We start from the raw sequence: 17,848 nt of genomic DNA on the forward strand, positions 1-17,848 counted from the left end.
TGTGATCGTTGGGTAGGCGCCACCATCCTGATCGTTGTACGCTGGCGGATCATCATCAGACACTGGGGCGGTTCGTGGACAACATTCACCCGCAGGAATCCGAGGCTGTGACGTGTTTGGGCGACTGGCTGCACCCACGTCCTCAGCAGCCTTGGGAACAGTTGTGCGTGCTGGCAGCGACCTTGATTCACGTTCCCCCCGAAGTGTTGGACGTGGGCGTGGTGGAAGTCTTGGCCCGCATGGCGCAGTTGGTGGGGGCGCAGCACGCAGCCGTGATGTGCCGGGACAGCCAGGGTCACACCCGCTTGGCGGCGCAATGGGGCGCGTCGGGAAGCGGTGAGGCGCCACAGGGCGATTTGGCTGCCGAGGAGTGGGCGCTGCTGCACCATGCGGTGTCGCCGTTGTTCATCGCGGATGTGGCGGCTTTGCCCCCAGGGGCCTGGCGCGACGCCTTGCAAGCCCGTGGTGTGCGCAGCCGGATGTTGCTGCCCATGCGCTCCGGGCGGGGTAAACCGTGTTTGGGTGGGGTGTGGCTGGAAACGCATGACCAGCACTGGACGCTGGACACGGAAACCCCACGGCTGCTGGGTCATTTTTCGCAGTTGCTGGCCTGGGCTTACGCCCGTCAGCGGGCCATGCTGGCCGAGCGCAGTTTGTTTCGTGATTTCCAGGTGTTGTTGGAAAACACCACCGACTTCATCTATTTCAAAGATGCACAAGGGCGCATCCGTTTTTGCAGCCAAAACGTGGCCCAACTGACGGGCTACACCCACTGGCGTGAACTCATCGGCAAGCGGGTGTCCGACCTGTACTCCCCTGAGTTGGCCCGCATCTACGAGGAGGAGGAGGGGCCTGTGCTGCGGGAAGGCCGTCCGTTGATCGACAAAATCAACCCTTATGCGGCGGTCAACGGCGGGCCGGCGTGGGTGAGCACCAGCAAATGGCCGGTGCGTGACGAGCAAGGGATGATCGTCGGGTTGTGCGGCATCAGCCGGGACGTGACGGCCAACCGCCAAGCGCAAGAAGCCCTGGCACGCAGCGAAGATCTGTTGCGGCGGGCCCAGGCGGTGGGGCGCATTGGCAGTTGGTTGGTGGATGTTCCGACCGATGCCACCGAGTGGTCGGCTGAAACCTATCGCATCTTTGGCGTGCCGCCTGAGCAGCGCATCGACACCGCATTGTTCTGGGCCTGCATCCACCCCGATGACCATGAGCGTGTGGCCCAGGCGTGGACGCGGGCCACAACGGTGCCGGGGGCGGGGTATGACATCGAGCATCGCATCCTGCGCCACGGATGGGTGCGCTGGGTACACGAACGGGCAGAGGTGGAGTTCTCCGCCGATGGTCGGGCGATCACCTGTGTGGGCACGTCAGAAGACATCACCGAGCGTCGCCGGGTGCGTGAAACTTTGCGCTTGAACGAAGAGCGCGACCGGCAATGGTTGCAAGCGCTGGTGGAGGAGCGCACCCGCGAGCTGGCGGTGGCCAAAGAGGCCGCCGAAGCCGCCAGCGTGGCCAAAAGTGCGTTTTTGGCCAACATCAGCCACGAGATTCGCACGCCGCTCAACGCCATTTCCGGCATGGCCCACCTGATTCGGCGCGGAGGGCTTTCGTCCCGCCAAACCGACCAAATCGAAAAACTCGAAGCCGCCAGTGCGCACCTGCTCAACATCATCAACGCGGTGCTGGACTTGTCCAAAATCGAAGCCGGCAAACTGGAATTGCAACAGCACCCGGTGCTGATCCAAGATTTGCTGGCCGGTGTGGCGTCCATGGTGCATGAGCGTGCAGCGGGCAAAGCGCTGCATTTGCATGTGGAGGCGGCGCCATTGCCGTGTGGCGTGCTGGGCGATGCGACGCGGCTGCAACAGGCACTGCTCAACTATGCGGCCAACGCGGTGAAGTTCACCGAACAGGGTTGGGTGGCGCTGCGAGCTTGGATGTTGGCGGAGGATGCCCAGCGCATCCAACTCCGTTTTGAGGTGGAGGACACCGGCATTGGCATCGAGCCCGATGCTCTCGGGCGGTTGTTTGACGCCTTTGAGCAGGCGGACAACAGCACCACACGCCGCTACGGTGGCACCGGGCTGGGGCTGGCCATCACCCGCAAGCTCGCGGAGTTGATGGGGGGTGAGGTGGGGGCACGCAGCTCGGCGGGGCAGGGCAGTTGTTTCTGGTTCACGGCCTGGCTGGACAAGGTGTCCTCATCCCCGACCCTGAGTGGTGCTTCCTGCCAAGCCGAAGTCGAGGCGTTGTTGCGGCGGCATTTTGCGGGGCGGCGGGTGTTGGTGGTGGAAGATGAACCGGTGAACCGCGAAATCCTGCAACTGCTGTTGGAGAACGTCGGTTTGGTGGTGGCGCTGGCCGAGGACGGGCTGGAGGCGTTGGAGAGTTTGGGTCAGCAGCCGGTCGATCTGATCTTGATGGACATGCAAATGCCCCGCTTGGACGGCCTGGCGGCCACGCAGCGCATCCGCTTGCAACCTGGAGGCTTCGATGTGCCGATTTTGGCCATGACGGCCAATGCCTTCGCCAGCGACCGGCAACGCTGCTTGGATGCCGGCATGGATGACTTTGTCACCAAGCCGGTCAGCCCTGAGCGTCTGTTTGCAGCGCTTTTGACGTGGCTGTCCACCCCGCGCCAACCGATGGCTGGTGATTCAGCGACCCGAGGGTGAACGAGGCGCTTTCTTGCGGGCCGGCGGTGGGGCCGATTTTTTCGCCGCAGGCGGGGCTGGACGCGCCGGGCGTGAGGTCGGGGCCTTCCGAGCGGGGGGCGCCACGGGGGCGGCAGCGGGCTTCACGACGGGCGCAGGGGGCACCTCACTCGCTGGCCGGGTGACATCGGCGAGCAAGAACACCCCGGTGACCAAATCTTCGATGACTTCGTCCAAATCTTCGGGCGGCTCCATCTCGGTCATGACGGCCAACAACGCTTCGGCGTCTTCCAGATCGTCTGCATCGAAGGCGCGATACAGCAGGGCCTGGCCTTCGAGCACCCGCTCATCCGAGGTTTGCAGCACCGAGGGGTAGAGGTCGATGGCCGTCGCCAAACCGGCCACCCAGGGCATGACGGCATCCAACGGGCCGCCCTCGTCATCCGGTTCGAGCACCCACGGGTCGAACCACTGGCGGCGCTCGATGGCCCGATCCAGCTCGGCGAAACGCCGTGCCACCAAATCGTGCAGCGCTTGGGCGGGGAAACTGCGCGGCAGGGCGCGGGCCTCATCCACATCGGTGATGTGCGGCAGCCATTGCGCCGGCGGGATGCGGCGCGGTTGCAGCAGCACGCCGCACAAAAAACCGTCCAGCATCATCAGATCGAGCGGTTCGAGGGGGGCGGGGACGCTGTCGAGCAGGCGTTCCAGTTCGGCCACATCGGCGGGGCCGAGCGGCATCGGGGTCGGGGCGGTAGACATGGCTGCATTGTTCCCCATCAAGGCGTGAAACCGGGATGAAACTGCTCGCGCAGCCAACTCACCAGCACTTGCACCGCCAGCGGCACACGCGGCGCGTAGGGGCGCAGCGCCCACAAGTGGCTGCCGTAAGCGCCGACGGGTTGCCAGTGAGGCAGCAGCGTCACCAAATCGCCCTGGGCCAGCGCGTGTTGCGCGCTGAAATCCGGCAGTTGAGCGATGCCCAGGCCCGCCAGCGCGGCTTCGCGCAGGGCCTCGCTGTTGTTGGCGGCGAACGGGCCTTGCAGTTTGACACTCACCCGCGCCCCGCCGCCTTCGGGCTCAAAGTTCCACAGCGCTTGTTCGCCGGGGCGCGGATAGTGCAAGGCGGCGTGCTGGGCCAGTTCGTCGGGATGGGTGGGCGTGCCGTGTTGCGCCAGGTAGGCCGGGCTGGCCACCAACCAAGTGCGTGTCGGACACAGCGCCCAGGCGACGTGGGTATCGGGCGGCGTGGTGGTGTGGCGCAGGGCCAGATCGAACCCTTCCCGCGCCAGCGAGCAGAGGCGATCCGACAGATCCAATTCCAGCCGCAATTCTGGGTAACGGCGCAGGAACGCCGGCAGGCGCGGCACCAGTTGTTGACGGGCCAGGGCCACCGGCGCGGTCAGGCGCAGCAGGCCGCGTGGGGTGGTGGTGAGTTCGCGCACGCTGTGCAGCGCGTCGTCGATTTGGGTGAAGGCGCTGCGGGTGCGTTCCACCAGTTGCGCGCCGGCTTCGGTGAGGCGCACGCTGCGCGTGGTGCGTTGCACCAGCGGCACACCGGCTTGGCGTTCCAACTCGGCGATGCGCTGGCTCATGCTGGCTTTGGAGCAACCCAGGCGCTGGGCGGCAGCGGTGAAGTGGCCGGTTTCAGCCAAGATGGTCAAGGCGTGGATGTGGGACCACCAGGTGAGGGTGTTCATGGGGATGCATTGTTCACGCAGCCGAACAATGAATCCACCGCCGGGCGCTGGTGCGCGGCCAGCCGGCTGCCTAGACTCAGCGCCCATCCCGGTTCTTCCAGACATCGCACCATGAACGCACCGCAGCCTTTCACCTCGTTGGCCGATGTGGGCCATTTCATCGCTGGCCAAGCTGTGGCGAGCACCTCGGGCCGCCGCCAAGCGGTGTTCAACCCGGCCACCGGTGCGGTGGCGCGCCAGGTGGCGCTGGCCTCGGTGGACGAGGTGAACGCCGCCGTGGCCGCCGCCCAAGCCGCTTTCCCCGCCTGGGCAGACACCCCGCCGCTGCGCCGCGCCCGCATCCTCACCCAGTTTTTGCACCTGCTGAACCAGCACAAGGACACGCTGGCAGCGATGATCACCGCCGAACACGGCAAAGTGTTCACCGACGCGCAGGGTGAGGTGACACGCGGCATTGAGATCGTTGAATTTGCGTGCGCGGCGCCGCAGTTGCTCAAGACCGATTACACCGACCAAGTCGGCACCGGCATCGACAACTGGTTGCTGCGCCAGCCGCTGGGTGTGGTGGCCGGCATCACGCCGTTCAATTTCCCGTGCATGGTGCCGATGTGGATGTTCCCGGTGGCCCTGGCCACGGGCAACACCTTTGTGCTGAAGCCCAGCGAGCGCGACCCGTCGCCTAGCCTGTTCATCGCCGAGCTGCTGACGCAAGCCGGTTTGCCGGACGGCGTGTTCAACGTCGTGCAGGGCGACAAACTCGCCGTGGACACGCTGCTCGAACACCCGGATGTGAAGGCCATCAGCTTCGTCGGCTCGACGCCGATTGCGCAATACATCTACGAAACCGGCGCGCGCCACGGCAAGCGCGTGCAAGCCCTGGGCGGCGCCAAAAATCACATGGTGGTGATGCCGGATGCGGACGTGGAACAAGCCGTCGATGCGCTGATCGGCGCCGCTTACGGTTCGGCCGGTGAGCGTTGCATGGCGATTTCCGTGGCCGTGCTGGTGGGCGATGTGGCCGACCAAATCGTGCCCAAGCTGGCCGAGCGTGCCCGCACGCTCAAGATCAAGAACGGCATGGAACTGGATGCCGAAATGGGCCCCATCGTCACCGCCCAGGCGCGGGATCGCATTGAGGGCTATATCGCTCAAGGCGTGGAAGAAGGCGCGCAACTGCTGGTGGATGGCCGGGGCTGCGTGGTGCCGGGTTTTGAAGGCGGCTTCTTCACCGGCGGCACCTTGTTTGACCACGTCACGCCCGAGATGCGCATCTACAAGGAAGAAATTTTCGGCCCCGTGCTGGCCTGCGTGCGTGTGAAAGACTTTGCCGAGGCGCTGGCGCTGGTCAACGCCCACGAGTTTGGCAACGGCGTGGCCTGCTTCACCAGCGATGGCGGCATTGCGCGTGAGTTCAGCCGCCGGGTGCAAGTCGGCATGGTGGGCATCAACGTGCCGATTCCGGTGCCGATGGCGTGGCACGGCTTCGGCGGCTGGAAAAAGAGCCTGTTCGGCGACATGCACGCCTACGGCGAAGAAGGCGTGCGGTTCTACACCAAGCAAAAAAGCATCATGCAGCGCTGGCCGGCGAGCATCGCCAAGGGGGCCGAGTTCGTGATGCCCACGGCGAAGTGACCGGCAGCGCAGCGCGTCAGAAGGTGTAGTTGATGCGCACGCGCACCGAGGTGTCCTGATCCAGCCCGGTGACAAAGTCCCGGGCCTTGGACACCGAGAACGCCGGGGTGATGGTGGCGCCCTTGATGTCCATCAGCGGGAAGGCGTAGGAGGCGTAGAAGGTGGTGATCTTCTCGTCGCCGTTCTTAGCGCCTTCGACCGCCAAGTGAGCATCCCCCAGATAAGCGTTCAAGCCCACGGTGCGGCTGGTTTGGCTGTAGCCGGTTTGGGTGGAGTAGCCGGTGGTGGCGCTGGGAGCCGTCCAATCGGTGAATTTGGCGCTGGCGGCGCTGAAGTTGACGTGGACACTGGGGCTGAAGTCGTAGCCGATGGTGAAACCACCGCCCTTGAACTTTTGCGTCTCATTGAAGATGTAACCGCTTTCCAGGCCCAGGCGCAGCAGCAAGCCGTTGCTGTTGTAGCTCAGCACCGGACGCACACCCTTGGCATAGACCCCCAAGCCGTTGTTCACCGGCGCACCAGAATCAGCGGCCTTGGCCTTGGTTTCCGCCACCCCCAGCTCCAAGGACAACGCCGGGCTGAAGTTCAGCGTGAAGGCCCCGTGGAACTCGCCCCCCGTGAAGCGCCCGCGCAGTGCATTGGTGCGGTACGCAAAACCGGAACCCGCACGGGACACGATGGTGTCCCGCCCGAGTTGGAACACATCGGCGGCTTCAAAACGCCCCAGCTTCACGTCGGCGCTGGCGTTGCCCAGTTGCACCTACAGGTCATCGATGGCCACGCTGCTGTCGCGCTTGGCCAAGATGCTGGCCTTGCCCGCCACGAACCCACTGGTGCCCGTGCGCCCCAAGGCATTCAGTTCGACCCGACCCCCTTGGCTCATGCCGCGCTCCTGGTTCTGCCAGGTGTTGTCGAACTCGATGTTGGCGTTGAACTCGGCGGCCAAGGCTGGGGAAGCCAGCAGGGCCAGAGCGGCAGCAGCGGCCAATGGGCGGCGGGTGGGGTTGCGCATGATGTCTCCTTGTGGGGCGCGGACGGTGTCGATCTGTTGTTTTCAGTAAATAAAACTGAATGAGAAATTAATGTAAAGACGACAGCCCCCCTTCGGGCACTCGGAGAATCCCTATAAGGATGCAGAAAGAAACCTGCTCGTAACCTGAACGCAGGATGAACGTCAGCGGTGGCCGCGTTTGTGGGCGTACATGTCGGCGTCGGCCTGACGCAGCAGGGCATCGGCGTCTTGCCCGTCGTCCGGGTAGAGGGCCAGGCCGATGGCGGCCCCGTGTTGGGGCTCGTCGGGCGGAACCAGCGCTGCCAAGGCGGCCAGTGGCTGGCTCAGCGCGTGTTGCAGACGCAGGCGCAACGCCAGCGCCTCGCCCCGGCGCTCCACCGAGCCGAGCATGAGAACGAACTCATCGCCAGCGTAGCGGGCGGCAATGTCCCCTGGCGCGGTGGCTTCCCGCAGGCGTTGGGCCAGCTCGCATAACACCGCGTCGCCCACATCGTGGCCGAAGCGGTCGTTGATCTGCTTGAAGCGGTTCACATCAATGAACAGCACCGTGAACGGGCGCGGATCACCTCGGCGCCGCTGTTCGCGGATGCGCTCCTCGATTTGTCGCTGCACGGCATTGCGGTTGTAGAGGCCGGTGAGCGGGTCGGTGAGCAAGCGGGTTTGCATGTCGGCGAAGCTGCGCGCCAAATCCCCCAGCTCATCGCGGCGCTGGCTGACCAGCGGTGGTGCCAAGTGGCCTTCGCCCATGTGGCGCGCTGCATTGGCCAAGCGGCGCAGCTCGCGGGTGAGCACACTCAGCACCCAGAAACCCAACCCAACCATGCATCCCGCTGCGCCCAGGCCCATCCAGCCTGTGGTGTGGAAACTGCGCTCTACGTCGCCCAAAAAATCGCTGCGCGGCACGGCCACGGCGATGAGCCAATCCAGCCCCGCATCGTCACGCAGCCGGGCGAAGCCGTATTGCACTTCGCGCCCCCCGTCCAGGGTGAAACGACCGGTGCGGGGTTGATCGTCCAACGTGGTGGCGGCGCGCTGCACCAAGGTTTGGTAGGTGGCGCGAATGAGCGGATCGGGTGAGTCCCCAGCGCGCACGCGCTCGGTGCGGCCATCGGGCAGGCGGCGCAGATGCGAGCTGCGCGACACACCAATGAGCTGACCATCCCCCTCCATCACCATGGCCACGCCGTTGCGGCTCAACGCCAGCCGGCTCAAAAAGGTGTTCACCCGTTGCAGGGACAAGTCTGTTGCCGCCACACCTTGGAAGGTGCCGTCAGCGGCGTTGACGCGCCGGGCGCGTGTGGCCACCAGCTCTTGGGTGCGGAAATCGATGTAAACCGCCGTCCAAATGGCGGTTTGGGTTTGGTAGGCGCTTTCAAACCACGGACGCCGGCGCGGCTCAAACACCACCGGTTCGACCACCGGGCTTTGCAAAGCCCCCTGAATGCCCATGAAGCGATACAGCGTGCGCGGCCCATCGCCTTGGGTGCGCAAACGCAGCTCGGCTTCTTGATCGCTGTGGCGCCACAGACCGATGAAACGGCCTTGGCGGTCGCCGTAGTAGGCGTAGTTGTTGGGGTCGCGGTGGACGGACGTGGCCAGCCACAACCGCGTGCGCAACGCCGCCAGATCGCTGGAGCCGACGGCCAGCGAGGTGGGGGCCGTCACCCCACGCGGGAAGGCGGTTTCCAGCACCGCTTCCGAGCCGGCGATGTGCCGATCCACCGCTTGGGCGATGCGGTTGACGGTTTCCACCAGCAATTGCCCGGACAAATCGTCCACTGCGCTGCGCCCAGCCTGAAATGACAGGCCGCCCAACACCGCCGTCAGCACCAGCACCAACAGAACATAAGGCCCCGTCAGCAACTGGCGCAGGGACAGGCGATCGACCAAAGGCATGGCTCAGTGAACGAAACGCAGGAGGATCACCGACCGGCGGCGGCCTTGAGGGCGGCGGCCTTGTCGGTGCGCTCCCAACTGAATTCCGGCTCTTCGCGACCGAAGTGGCCGTAAGCGGCGGTTTTCCCATAGATCGGGCGCAGCAAATCCAGCATCTGGATGATGCCCTTGGGGCGCAGGTCGAAGTGCTCGCGCACCAAGGCGGCGATCTGCTCGTCGGGGATCACGCCCGTGCCCTCGGTGTACACCGTGACGTTCATCGGGTGCGCCACGCCGATGGCGTACGCCACCTGGATCTGGCACTGCTTGGCCAGCCCAGCGGCCACGATGTTCTTGGCCACGTAGCGCGCCGCGTAGGCCGCCGAGCGGTCCACCTTGGTCGGGTCCTTGCCCGAGAACGCGCCGCCGCCATGCGGGCAAGCGCCGCCGTAGGTATCGACGATGATCTTGCGCCCCGTCAGGCCGCAGTCCCCTTGCGGGCCACCGACAACGAAACGGCCCGTCGGGTTGATCAGGTATTTGGTGTCCGCCGTGATCCATTCCTTGGGCAGCACCGGCTTGATGATTTCCTCGATCACCGCCTCGGTGAAGCTGGGCAGCATGTGCTTGCCGTCGCTTTGCTCCGGGCTGTGCTGGGTGGACAGCACGATGGTGTCGATGCTGTGCGGCTTGCCGTCCACATAGCGCATCGTCACTTGGCTCTTGGCATCCGGGCGCAGGAAGGGCAGGCGGCCATCCTTGCGCAACTGCGCTTGGCGCTCCACCAGGCGGTGGGCATAGTAGATCGGCGCGGGCATCAGCTCGGGCGTTTCGTCGCAGGCGTAGCCGAACATCAGGCCTTGGTCGCCAGCGCCGATGTTCAGATAGTCGTCCGAAGCGTGATCGACGCCTTGGGCGATGTCATTGCTCTGCTTGTCGTAGCAGACCATGACGGCGCAGCCCTTGTAGTCGATGCCGTACTCGGTGTTGTCGTAACCGATGCGCTTGATGGTGTCCCGCGCCACCTGGATGTAATCGACGTGGGCGTTGGTGGTGATTTCACCCGCCAGCACGACCAAGCCAGTGTTGCACAGCGTTTCGGCAGCGACGCGGCTGCGCGGGTCTTGCGCCAAGATGGCGTCGAGGATGGCATCCGAGATCTGGTCGGCCACCTTGTCGGGATGGCCCTCAGAGACCGATTCGGAGGTAAAGAGATAATCGCTGGCCATGTTGCTCACTCGGGTTGCACGGGTTTGAGAAGGCGTCAACCGGCTCGGCAACCTGAAGAGAGCGGCGAACGCTTTAGCGGCATTTGTGTGAATCGCCCCGCAAGTTGTCCTGTTAACTCGGCGATGATTTTGAATCTTATCTGAAGCATGAAGTGGTTGCTGCGCAGCGTCGCCGGCTGGCCTCTGGGGCTTGTGGCTTTTGTCGGGGGCAGTTTGGGTTGGCTGACGTGGTTGGCTTCCCCCACCTATCGGCGTCGATTGGCAGCCAACGCCACGTTGGCGGGGCTGAACAGCACCCAACGTCGCCAATCGGTGGCGGAAATCGGGCGCCTGTTCCTGGAGGTGCCTTGGCTGTGGTTTCGGGATCGTCAACGCCCCATCCTGCCGCTGATCCGTGCGTGGCACGGCACCGAACACGTCGAAGAAGCATTGCGCGCTGGGCGAGGTTTGGTGTTGCTCACGCCGCACCTGGGCTGTTTCGAGATGTCGGCCTGCGCCTACGCTGAGCGTTTCGGGCCGACCCAGCCCATCACCGTGCTGTACCGCCCCGCCAAGCAGCCTTGGCTGGCCGACGTGCAAACCACCGCCCGCACCGCGCCGCACATGCAAGCGGCGCCGGCCAGCCTGTCGGGGGTGCGGCAGATGATCCGGGCTTTGCGTAAGGGCGAAACCCTGGGCCTGCTGCCCGACCAAGTGCCGCCCGAAGGCCAAGGGGCCTGGGCGCCGTTCTTCGGTCAGCCGGCTTACACCATGACCCTGGCGGCGCGCCTGGTGCAGCAAACCGGCTGCGCCGTGCTGCTGACGTGGTGTGAACGCCTGCCCGGCGCGCAAGGGTTCGTCATGCATTACGCCCCGTTGCCCTCGGCGTTGCCCAAGGGGGACGAAGCGGCCGCCGCCGCCATCAACGCCGCGATGGAATGGACGATTCGCCACATCCCCCATCAATACCTCTGGGGCTACAACCGCTACAAAGGGCCGCGCAGCTTGCCCGCGACGCTGGAGGCCGGTGCATGAGCGATTTCAAACAGCGTCGCGCCGAATGGGGTGGGCGCAGTTTTCTGGCGCTGCTGTGGCTGCTGCATTGGTTGCCGCTGCCGCTGCTGGCCGCCTTCGGGCGAGCATTGGGGGAATGGGTGCTATGGCCGTTGGCGCGTTCGCGCCGGCGCATCGTGCTGACGAACCTGCGCCTGTGTTTTCCGGACATGGACGATGCCGCCCGCCGCCGTCTGGGCCGCGAGCACCTGGGCTGGCTGATGCGCAGCATGTTGGAGCGCTCGCTGTTGCTCTACGCCTCGCCGGCGCGGCTGGCCCGGTTGATCCAAGTAGAAGGTGACCTGACGCAGTTCACCCAACACCCAGACACCTCGGCGATGTGGATGCTGCCGCACTTTGTGGCGCTGGACTTCATCGCCCCGCCGCTGACGTTCGGCCAGCAGCGCAGCATGGTGAGCATCTACCAAACCCAGCGCAACCCGGTGATGGACGACGCCCTGCGCCGCGTGCGCTTGCGCCTGGGCAGTGACACGCTGTTGGTCGATCGCTCGCAAGGCGTGCGCCCCGTGGTGCGTGCCATCCACAAGGGGGCGGTGTTCATCAATGCGTCGGACATGGATTTTGGCCCGCAGGACTCGGCGTTCGTGCCCTTTTTCGGCGTGGCGGCGAACACCTTGCTGTCTCCCGCACGCTTGGCGGCTTCGCTGAAGTTGCGGGTGCAGATTTTGGTGGTCGAGATGCTGCCGCGTGGGCGGGGCTACCGCCTGCATGTCCACGAGATGCCGCCCGGCTTTGACGACCCCGATCCCGTGCGTGCTACCGCCGCGTGGCACCAATGGCTGGAAGCCCGCATCCGCGAGATGCCGGCCCAGTATTACTGGGTGCATCGTCGCTTCAAAACCCGTCCGGAAGGCGAAGCGCGCTTCTACTGATGGCTGATCCCAACCCGCTGTTTGCGCGAGAAACCCCCATGCGACTGCGTTTCACCAAAATGCACGGCGCCGGCAATGACTTCGTTGTCATCGACGCCACCACCACCCCGCTGACCCTCACCCCCGCCCAACTGCGCCACCTGGGCGACCGGCGTTTCGGCGTCGGCGCCGATCAAATTTTGGTGGTGGAAGCCCCGAGCCGGGCGGATGTGGATTTCCGTTACCGCATCTTCAACGGTGCCACCGGCGATGAAGTGGAGCAATGCGGCAACGGTTCGCGCTGTTTCGTGCGCTATGTGCATGACCAGGGCCTGTCCACGCGCAACCCGCTGCGCGTGGAAACGGTGAACAACCTGTTGGAGCTGACGGATCAGCCCGATGGCCGCGTCACCGTCAACATGAACCAGCCGATGTTTGAACACGCCCGGCTGCCGTTCGACGCCACCGGCTTGGTGCCGCGCCTGGAAAACGGCTTCGAGCTGTGGCCGCTGGCGCTGGCCGATGGGGTGTCGGTCGAGGTGGCGGTGGTGTCCATGGGCAACCCGCATGCGGTGCAGCGGGTGGACGATGTCGAGCGGGCGCCGGTGGCGCTGATTGGGCCGCAGGTCGAAGCGCATCCTCGGTTTGCGCGCAAGGTCAACGCGGGGTTCATGCAGGTGCGCAGCCGCGCCGAGATTGCCCTGCGGGTTTTCGAGCGCGACGCCGGCGAAACCCTGGCCTGCGGGACGGGGGCGTGTGCGGCGGTGGTCGCCGGCATCCGCTTGGGTTGGTTGGACGCGACGGTGGACGTTCACACCCGAGGGGGCTGCCTCACCATCACCTGGCAGGGCGAAGGCCATCCGGTGATGATGACCGGCCCAGCGGTGACGGTGTTTGAAGGCGAGATCGACCTGTGACACCGTTGCCCGCCGCGCTCACCACCGAGGAAGCGGTGCTGGATTGGCTGTTGCGCGATCCGGCGATGTTGACGCGCCATGCCGGTTGGCTGGAGCAGATGCGCTTGCCCAGCTTGCACGATGGCCGGGTGGTTTCTCTGCATGAACGGCAACTGGAGCAGGTGCGGGAGCGCCTCAAAACGGCAGAGGAGCGTTACCGCACGCTGATCCAGTTGGGCCATGACAACCAACGCCTGGCCGGCGCCATGCACCGCTGGACGTGTGCGGTGATGCAAGCGCGTCATGCGGCCTTGCTCGGCCCGGTGTTGGTGGAGAAACTGCGCCACGAGTTTGCCGTGCCGCAGGTGGCGTTGCGCATGTGGCGTGTGGCGCCGTCGTTTGCACATTTGCCGCTGGCGCGTCCGGTGAGCGAGCGCATCCAGACGTTCGCCGCCAGTTTGGCCCAGCCGTTTTGCGGCTACAACGCCCACTACGAGGCCGCGCAGTGGCTGGACGACCCAGCGGTGCCCGTGCGCTCGCTGGCCATGATCCCGCTGCGGCCCGGCGCCCAGCGCACCGGCGCCTGCTTTGGCCTGCTGGTGCTGGGTTCACCCGATCCGGCGCGTTACCACCCCGAGTTGGCGGTGGATTTTTTGGCGCAGATCGGGGAAGTGGCCAGCGCGGCGTTGAGTCGCTTACTGGTGGCAGAGGCCAGCGGGCCGACCTGAAGTGCGGCCAGGGGCGGGCACCGGGCCGCAAAACGCGAACGACAACTCCGGCGCCTTGCCGCACATCAACTCCGCCAGGGCGCGGCCCGAACCGGCGCCGTGCGTCCAGCCCAGCGTGCCGTGGCCGGCGTTGAGCCACAACCGCCCGACTTTGGCCGCCCGGCCAATGTAGGGAATGTTGGTCGGGGTGCTGGGGCGCAGGCCCGTCCAGTAGTGGGGCTCGGAGGTGTCGGCCACGCCGGGGAACAGTTCCTCGTAGCGACGCACCAGCGCTTGGCAGCGCACTTGCGCGGTGGGCGTGTCCAGTCGCGTGTCCAAGCCGGCCATTTCGGCGGTGCCAGCGATGCGGATGTGATCCCCCAGGCGTGAAATGGCAATCTTGCGCGAGTCGTCCAACAAACTCACCACGCTGGCTGCGTCGGGGCGCTTCAGTCGCAGGGTGGCGGAGTAACCCTTGGCCGGGTAAATGTCCAAATCGACGCCGATCGGGCGCAGCAGCGGTGCGGTGTAGCTGCCCATCGCCACCACGTACTGGTCGGCCACGAGACGGCGGCTGGCACGGCTTAGGCGATCGGCCACCCGCACGGCGCTGATCTCGCCGCCCGTGGTTTCCAGCCCGAGCACGTCGTGCTCCCACAGGAAGCGCACGCCGCGTTCCGCACAGCGCTGCGCCAATTTTTGGGTGAACACGCAGGCATCGCCCGATTCATCGCTGGGCGTGAAGGTGCCCCCGTGGATGTTCGGCCCAAATGCGGCCAGCGCCGGCTCGACGCGCAACACCTCCTCGCGGGACAGCACACGCCGATCCACCCCGTACTGGCGCATCAACTCGGCACCCGCAGCGCCGGCTTCAAAGTCTGCCGCCGACGAAAAGAAGTGCAGGATGCCGCGTTCCAAACGGTTGTAGGTGATGCCGGTTTGTGCCACCAGCGCCTTCAGGCTGTCATGCGAATACGCGCCCAGGGCCACCAACTGACGCACGTTGCGAGCGAAGGCCGCATCGGTGCATTGGGTGAGGAATTTCACGCCCCAGCGCCATTGATAGGGGTCGAGTTTGGGGCGGAACAGCAGGGGCGAGTCGTCATGCAGCAGCCATTTGGCGACCTTCAGCGGCGCACCCGCATTGGCCCAAGGCTCGCAGAAACTGACCGAAATTTGCGCCCCGTTGGCGAAACTGGTTTCCAAGGCGGCGTCGGCTTGGCGATCCACCACCGTCACCTCGTGGCCTGCTTCGGCCAGATACCAAGCCGTGGACACGCCGATGATGCCGGCGCCCAAAACGATGACGTGCATGATGGCCACCTCGTTGCGTTGACGCACACGCCGGGTGGCGTGCGACTGTGGGCTTAGATTCTGGACAGTCGCACGAATTTCATGAAGCTGAATGAATGTTTATCCAGCTTCATTAGAAAAACTGATCAACGCACCAACAGCACTGGGGTGTTGCAATGCGCCATCACCTTGGTCGCTACTGAACCCAGGATCAAGTTGCCCAAGCTGCCGTGGCCGTGGGAGCCCATGATGAGCAAATCGAAACTGCCGTGGTTGGCCGTCGCGGAGATGACATCGGCGGCATGGCCTACCTTGTGGGCAAACTCCGCTTGCAGCGTTTGGCGCTCGAAGAATGTGCGGATGGGCTTGAACACCTTCGCAGCTTCATCGTCGTAATACTCGTGCAGGGCCTCGGGGGTGAGTGCCGCTGCGGCCCGGGGGGGAATGGCCATCACCGCGTGGAGCACGGTGTATTCGTGATGAGCCCCCAGCCATTCGTCGTGGGCGGCCAGGTAGGCCAGCATGCGCTTGGTGTAGGGGCTGCCATCGACGGCGACGAGGATTTTCATGCGCGATCTCCAGAAGAACAGGTTGAGCGAGTGTCAGAACCGCGTCAGTGTCGCACGGGGCCTGCGAATTCCCCCTATGTTGACGGGCCTTGAGCCACATCAGGTTTCATGGGGAAGAGAGAGCGTCAGACCCTGGATGCATTCAACTATTCTTGATTTGCATAGTTTGGCTGACACGGCAGATTACGGCATCGTTACACTCGCCCGCTCGCGGCCTTCTACATGTGGAGGGCTGAAATTCCCCTGAATCGTGCTGAAACAGCGCCGTAACTGAGCGCTGTGCTGTGTGCGGCATTGGGCAAGTTTCGTGAGGCGTCGCGGTGTGCGGGATGGCTCGGCGGAATTCGCCCAATGTCGTTTTGTTTTCTCTGATTGGAGCCTCTCACCATGACCGTGCAAGTGAACGCCCCCGCGTATGTGAAAAACGCCAAGCTGGTGGCTTGGGTTGCTGAAATCGCCGCCCTGACCCAGCCCAAAGACATCGTCTGGTGCGATGGCAGCCAAGAAGAATATGACCGCTTCTGCCAACAACTGGTGGACGCTGGCACCTTCAAGAAGCTGAACGAAGCCAAGCGCCCGAACAGCTTCCTGGCCTGCACCGACCCGTCGGACGTGGCCCGCGTGGAAGACCGCACCTTCATTTGTGCCGACTCCAAGGAACTGGCTGGCCCGACCAACAACTGGATGGCCCCCGCCGACATGCGCGCCCTGCTGCAAACCGGCGAGAACGCGCTGTTCAAGGGTTGCATGGCTGGCCGCACCATGTACGTGATCCCGTTCAGCATGGGCCCGCTGGGTTCGCCCATCGCCCACGTTGGCATTGAGCTGAGCGACAGCGCTTACGTCGCCGTCAACATGAAGCTGATGACCCGCATGGGCAAGGCCGTGTTCGACGTGATCGGCGAAAACGGTGACTTCGTGCCGTGCGTCCACACCGTGGGCGCTCCCCTGGCCGAAGGCCAGAAGGACGAAACCGTGTGGCCTTGCAACCCCAAGACCAAGTACATCGTCCACTACCCGAACACCCGCGAAATCTGGTCGTACGGCTCGGGCTACGGCGGTAATGCGCTGCTGGGCAAGAAGTGCTTCGCCCTGCGCATCGCCTCGAACATGGGCCGTGAGCAAGGCTGGCTGGCCGAGCACATGCTCATCCTGGGCGTGACCTCGCCGGAAGGCAAGAAGTACCACGTTGCAGCCGCCTTCCCGTCGGCTTGCGGCAAGACCAACTTTGCCATGCTGATTCCGCCGGCGGCCCTGAACGGCTGGACGGTGACCACCATCGGCGACGACATCGCCTGGATCAAGCCCACCGCCGACGGCAAGCTCCGCGCCATCAACCCCGAAGCCGGTTACTTCGGCGTGGCCCCGGGCACGAACTTCAAGACCAACCCGAACTGCATGAAGTCGCTGGACAAGGGCGTGATCTACACGAACGTCGCCCTGACCGATGACGGCGACGTCTGGTGGGAAGGCATGGACGGCGACGCTCCGGCCCACGCCATCGACTGGCAAGGCAAGGACTGGTCGCCTGCCGTCGCCAAGGAAACCGGCGCCAAGGCTGCACACCCGAACGCCCGCTTCACCGTGGCCGCCACCAACAACCCGGCCCTCGACCCGGCTTGGGATGACGCCGCTGGCGTGGTGATCGACGCCTTCATCTTCGGTGGCCGTCGCTCCACCACCGTGCCGCTGGTGACCGAAGCCCGCGACTGGACGGAAGGCGTGTACATGGCCGCCACCATGGGTTCGGAAACCACCGCTGCTGCCTTCGGCGCGCAAGGTGTGGTGCGTCGTGACCCGTTCGCCATGCTGCCGTTCGCTGGCTACAACATGAGCGACTACTTCCAGCACTGGCTGGACATGGGCGCCAAGCTGCAAGCCTCGGGTGCCACGCTGCCGAAGATCTTCTGCGTGAACTGGTTCCGCAAGGGCGCCGACGGCAAGTTCGTCTGGCCGGGTTACGGTGACAACGCCCGCGTCCTGAAGTGGATGATCGAACGCGTGGAAGGCAAGGCACAAGCCGGCGTCGAGCACCTGTTCGGCCTGACCCCGAACTACGAAGACCTGACCTGGGACGGCCTGGACTTCAGCCGCGAGCAATACACCTCGGTGACCAGCATCGACCACGCTGCTTGGACGGAAGAACTCAAGCTGCACACCGAGCTGTTCACCACGCTGGAATACCACCTGCCGGAAGCGCTGAAGGCAACCAAGGCCAAGTTGGAAGCCGCGTTGGCCGCTTGAGCCTCTGATGAAAGGGCCGTTTTGGCCCTTCTCTCGCCAAAAACCAGTCAGTGAACCTGACTGGTTTTTTTATGCCTGTCTCTTGCCGAAGATCCCGTGGCTGAATAGCGAGACAAACAACTAGAAATCC

General features: G+C 64.7%; 15 protein-coding genes. 7 read left to right on the plus strand and 8 right to left on the minus strand.

From position 1 onward, the window contains the following. The first annotated feature begins 74 nt into the window (after positions 1-74). A complete protein-coding gene (locus VITFI_RS04105; RefSeq protein WP_089415910.1) occupies positions 75-2,678 on the plus strand; it encodes a response regulator in 2,604 nt (867 codons plus the stop codon). Here VITFI_RS04105 and VITFI_RS18645 read toward each other — a convergent pair. Then, a complete protein-coding gene (locus VITFI_RS18645; protein ID WP_198301602.1) occupies positions 2,661-3,419 on the minus strand; it encodes a YecA/YgfB family protein in 759 nt (252 codons plus the stop codon). The genes VITFI_RS04105 and VITFI_RS18645 overlap by 18 nt on opposite strands. Before the next feature lie 17 nt (positions 3,420-3,436). Next, complete coding sequence (locus VITFI_RS04115; RefSeq protein ID WP_089415912.1) at positions 3,437-4,357, minus strand: LysR family transcriptional regulator; 921 nt, start codon at positions 4,355-4,357, stop codon at positions 3,437-3,439. 138 nt (positions 4,358-4,495) lie between these two features. Here VITFI_RS04115 and VITFI_RS04120 point away from each other — a divergent pair, with 138 nt between their 5' ends. Continuing rightward, the gene (locus VITFI_RS04120; protein WP_198301710.1) at positions 4,496-5,989 is read left to right on the plus strand and encodes a CoA-acylating methylmalonate-semialdehyde dehydrogenase; all 1,494 of its coding nucleotides are present in this window, start codon (positions 4,496-4,498) and stop codon (positions 5,987-5,989) included. Between the two features lie 16 nt (positions 5,990-6,005). Here VITFI_RS04120 and VITFI_RS04125 read toward each other — a convergent pair whose 3' ends face one another. The 4 genes from VITFI_RS04125 to metK form a co-directional block, all read right to left on the minus strand. Next, positions 6,006-6,749, minus strand: coding sequence for a hypothetical protein (locus tag VITFI_RS04125; RefSeq protein WP_089415914.1), 744 nt, complete (start codon positions 6,747-6,749; stop codon positions 6,006-6,008). Continuing rightward, positions 6,750-7,001, minus strand: coding sequence for a hypothetical protein (locus tag VITFI_RS04130; RefSeq protein WP_089415915.1), 252 nt, complete (start codon positions 6,999-7,001; stop codon positions 6,750-6,752). Positions 7,002-7,163: 162 nt separating this feature from the next. Continuing rightward, on the minus strand, positions 7,164-8,897 hold the full coding sequence (locus tag VITFI_RS04135; RefSeq protein ID WP_089415916.1) for a sensor domain-containing diguanylate cyclase: 1,734 nt from the start codon (positions 8,895-8,897) through the stop codon (positions 7,164-7,166). A gap of 26 nt (positions 8,898-8,923) precedes the next feature. Next, entirely contained in the window at positions 8,924-10,105 is a 1,182-nt protein-coding gene (gene metK / locus VITFI_RS04140) for a methionine adenosyltransferase (RefSeq protein ID WP_089415917.1), read from the minus strand. A gap of 147 nt (positions 10,106-10,252) precedes the next feature. Between metK and VITFI_RS04145 the strand changes: the two genes are divergently transcribed. Genes VITFI_RS04145 through VITFI_RS04160 form a run of 4 tightly spaced genes read left to right on the plus strand, consistent with a single transcriptional unit; the run spans position 10,253 to position 13,633 of the window. After that, the gene (locus VITFI_RS04145) at positions 10,253-11,119 is read left to right on the plus strand and encodes a lysophospholipid acyltransferase family protein (protein ID WP_089415918.1); all 867 of its coding nucleotides are present in this window, start codon (positions 10,253-10,255) and stop codon (positions 11,117-11,119) included. Next, positions 11,116-12,030, plus strand: a complete 915-nt coding sequence (locus tag VITFI_RS04150) for a lysophospholipid acyltransferase family protein (RefSeq protein ID WP_089415919.1) — start codon at positions 11,116-11,118, stop codon at positions 12,028-12,030. Before VITFI_RS04145 ends, VITFI_RS04150 begins: the two co-directional genes overlap by 4 nt. A 38-nt stretch (positions 12,031-12,068) precedes the next feature. Beyond that, positions 12,069-12,926, plus strand: coding sequence for a diaminopimelate epimerase (dapF, locus tag VITFI_RS04155; RefSeq protein ID WP_089417951.1), 858 nt, complete (start codon positions 12,069-12,071; stop codon positions 12,924-12,926). Beyond that, positions 12,923-13,633, plus strand: a complete 711-nt coding sequence (locus tag VITFI_RS04160) for a DUF484 family protein (RefSeq protein WP_198301603.1) — start codon at positions 12,923-12,925, stop codon at positions 13,631-13,633. The genes dapF and VITFI_RS04160 overlap by 4 nt, the downstream gene beginning before the upstream one ends. On the opposite strand, the gene VITFI_RS04165 is transcribed toward VITFI_RS04160, so the two are convergent. Together VITFI_RS04165 and VITFI_RS04170 are read right to left on the minus strand one after the other, a co-directional pair. After that, the gene (locus VITFI_RS04165) at positions 13,601-14,926 is read right to left on the minus strand and encodes a D-amino acid dehydrogenase (RefSeq protein ID WP_089417953.1); all 1,326 of its coding nucleotides are present in this window, start codon (positions 14,924-14,926) and stop codon (positions 13,601-13,603) included. The two genes, VITFI_RS04160 and VITFI_RS04165, sit on opposite strands and share 33 nt — an antisense overlap. Positions 14,927-15,051: 125 nt before the next feature. Beyond that, the gene (locus VITFI_RS04170; protein WP_089415920.1) at positions 15,052-15,474 is read right to left on the minus strand and encodes a universal stress protein; all 423 of its coding nucleotides are present in this window, start codon (positions 15,472-15,474) and stop codon (positions 15,052-15,054) included. A 387-nt stretch (positions 15,475-15,861) separates the two neighbouring features. Between VITFI_RS04170 and VITFI_RS04175 the strand changes: the two genes are divergently transcribed. After that, positions 15,862-17,718: a phosphoenolpyruvate carboxykinase (GTP) gene (locus tag VITFI_RS04175; protein ID WP_089415921.1), complete on the plus strand. Its 1,857-nt coding sequence runs from the start codon at positions 15,862-15,864 to the stop codon at positions 17,716-17,718. Positions 17,719-17,848: the final 130 nt, after the last annotated feature.

It is taken from the genome of Vitreoscilla filiformis (genome assembly GCF_002222655.1).
In the GTDB taxonomy this organism is placed as follows: Bacteria; Pseudomonadota; Gammaproteobacteria; order Burkholderiales; family Burkholderiaceae_C; genus Ideonella; species Ideonella filiformis.

Coding starts and splice junctions, on each gene's coding strand:
- VITFI_RS18645 (WP_198301602.1), bottom strand. CDS start 3,419: ATGTCTACCGCCCCGACCCCGATGCCGCTCGGCCCCGCCGATGTGGCC.
- metK (WP_089415917.1), bottom strand. CDS start 10,105: ATGGCCAGCGATTATCTCTTTACCTCCGAATCGGTCTCTGAGGGCCAT.
- VITFI_RS04175 (WP_089415921.1), top strand. CDS start 15,862: ATGACCGTGCAAGTGAACGCCCCCGCGTATGTGAAAAACGCCAAGCTG.
- dapF (WP_089417951.1), top strand. CDS start 12,069: ATGCGACTGCGTTTCACCAAAATGCACGGCGCCGGCAATGACTTCGTT.
- VITFI_RS04150 (WP_089415919.1), top strand. CDS start 11,116: ATGAGCGATTTCAAACAGCGTCGCGCCGAATGGGGTGGGCGCAGTTTT.
- VITFI_RS04165 (WP_089417953.1), bottom strand. CDS start 14,926: ATGCACGTCATCGTTTTGGGCGCCGGCATCATCGGCGTGTCCACGGCT.
- VITFI_RS04130 (WP_089415915.1), bottom strand. CDS start 7,001: ATGCGCAACCCCACCCGCCGCCCATTGGCCGCTGCTGCCGCTCTGGCC.
- VITFI_RS04115 (WP_089415912.1), bottom strand. CDS start 4,357: ATGAACACCCTCACCTGGTGGTCCCACATCCACGCCTTGACCATCTTG.
- VITFI_RS04145 (WP_089415918.1), top strand. CDS start 10,253: ATGAAGTGGTTGCTGCGCAGCGTCGCCGGCTGGCCTCTGGGGCTTGTG.
- VITFI_RS04135 (WP_089415916.1), bottom strand. CDS start 8,897: ATGCCTTTGGTCGATCGCCTGTCCCTGCGCCAGTTGCTGACGGGGCCT.
- VITFI_RS04170 (WP_089415920.1), bottom strand. CDS start 15,474: ATGAAAATCCTCGTCGCCGTCGATGGCAGCCCCTACACCAAGCGCATG.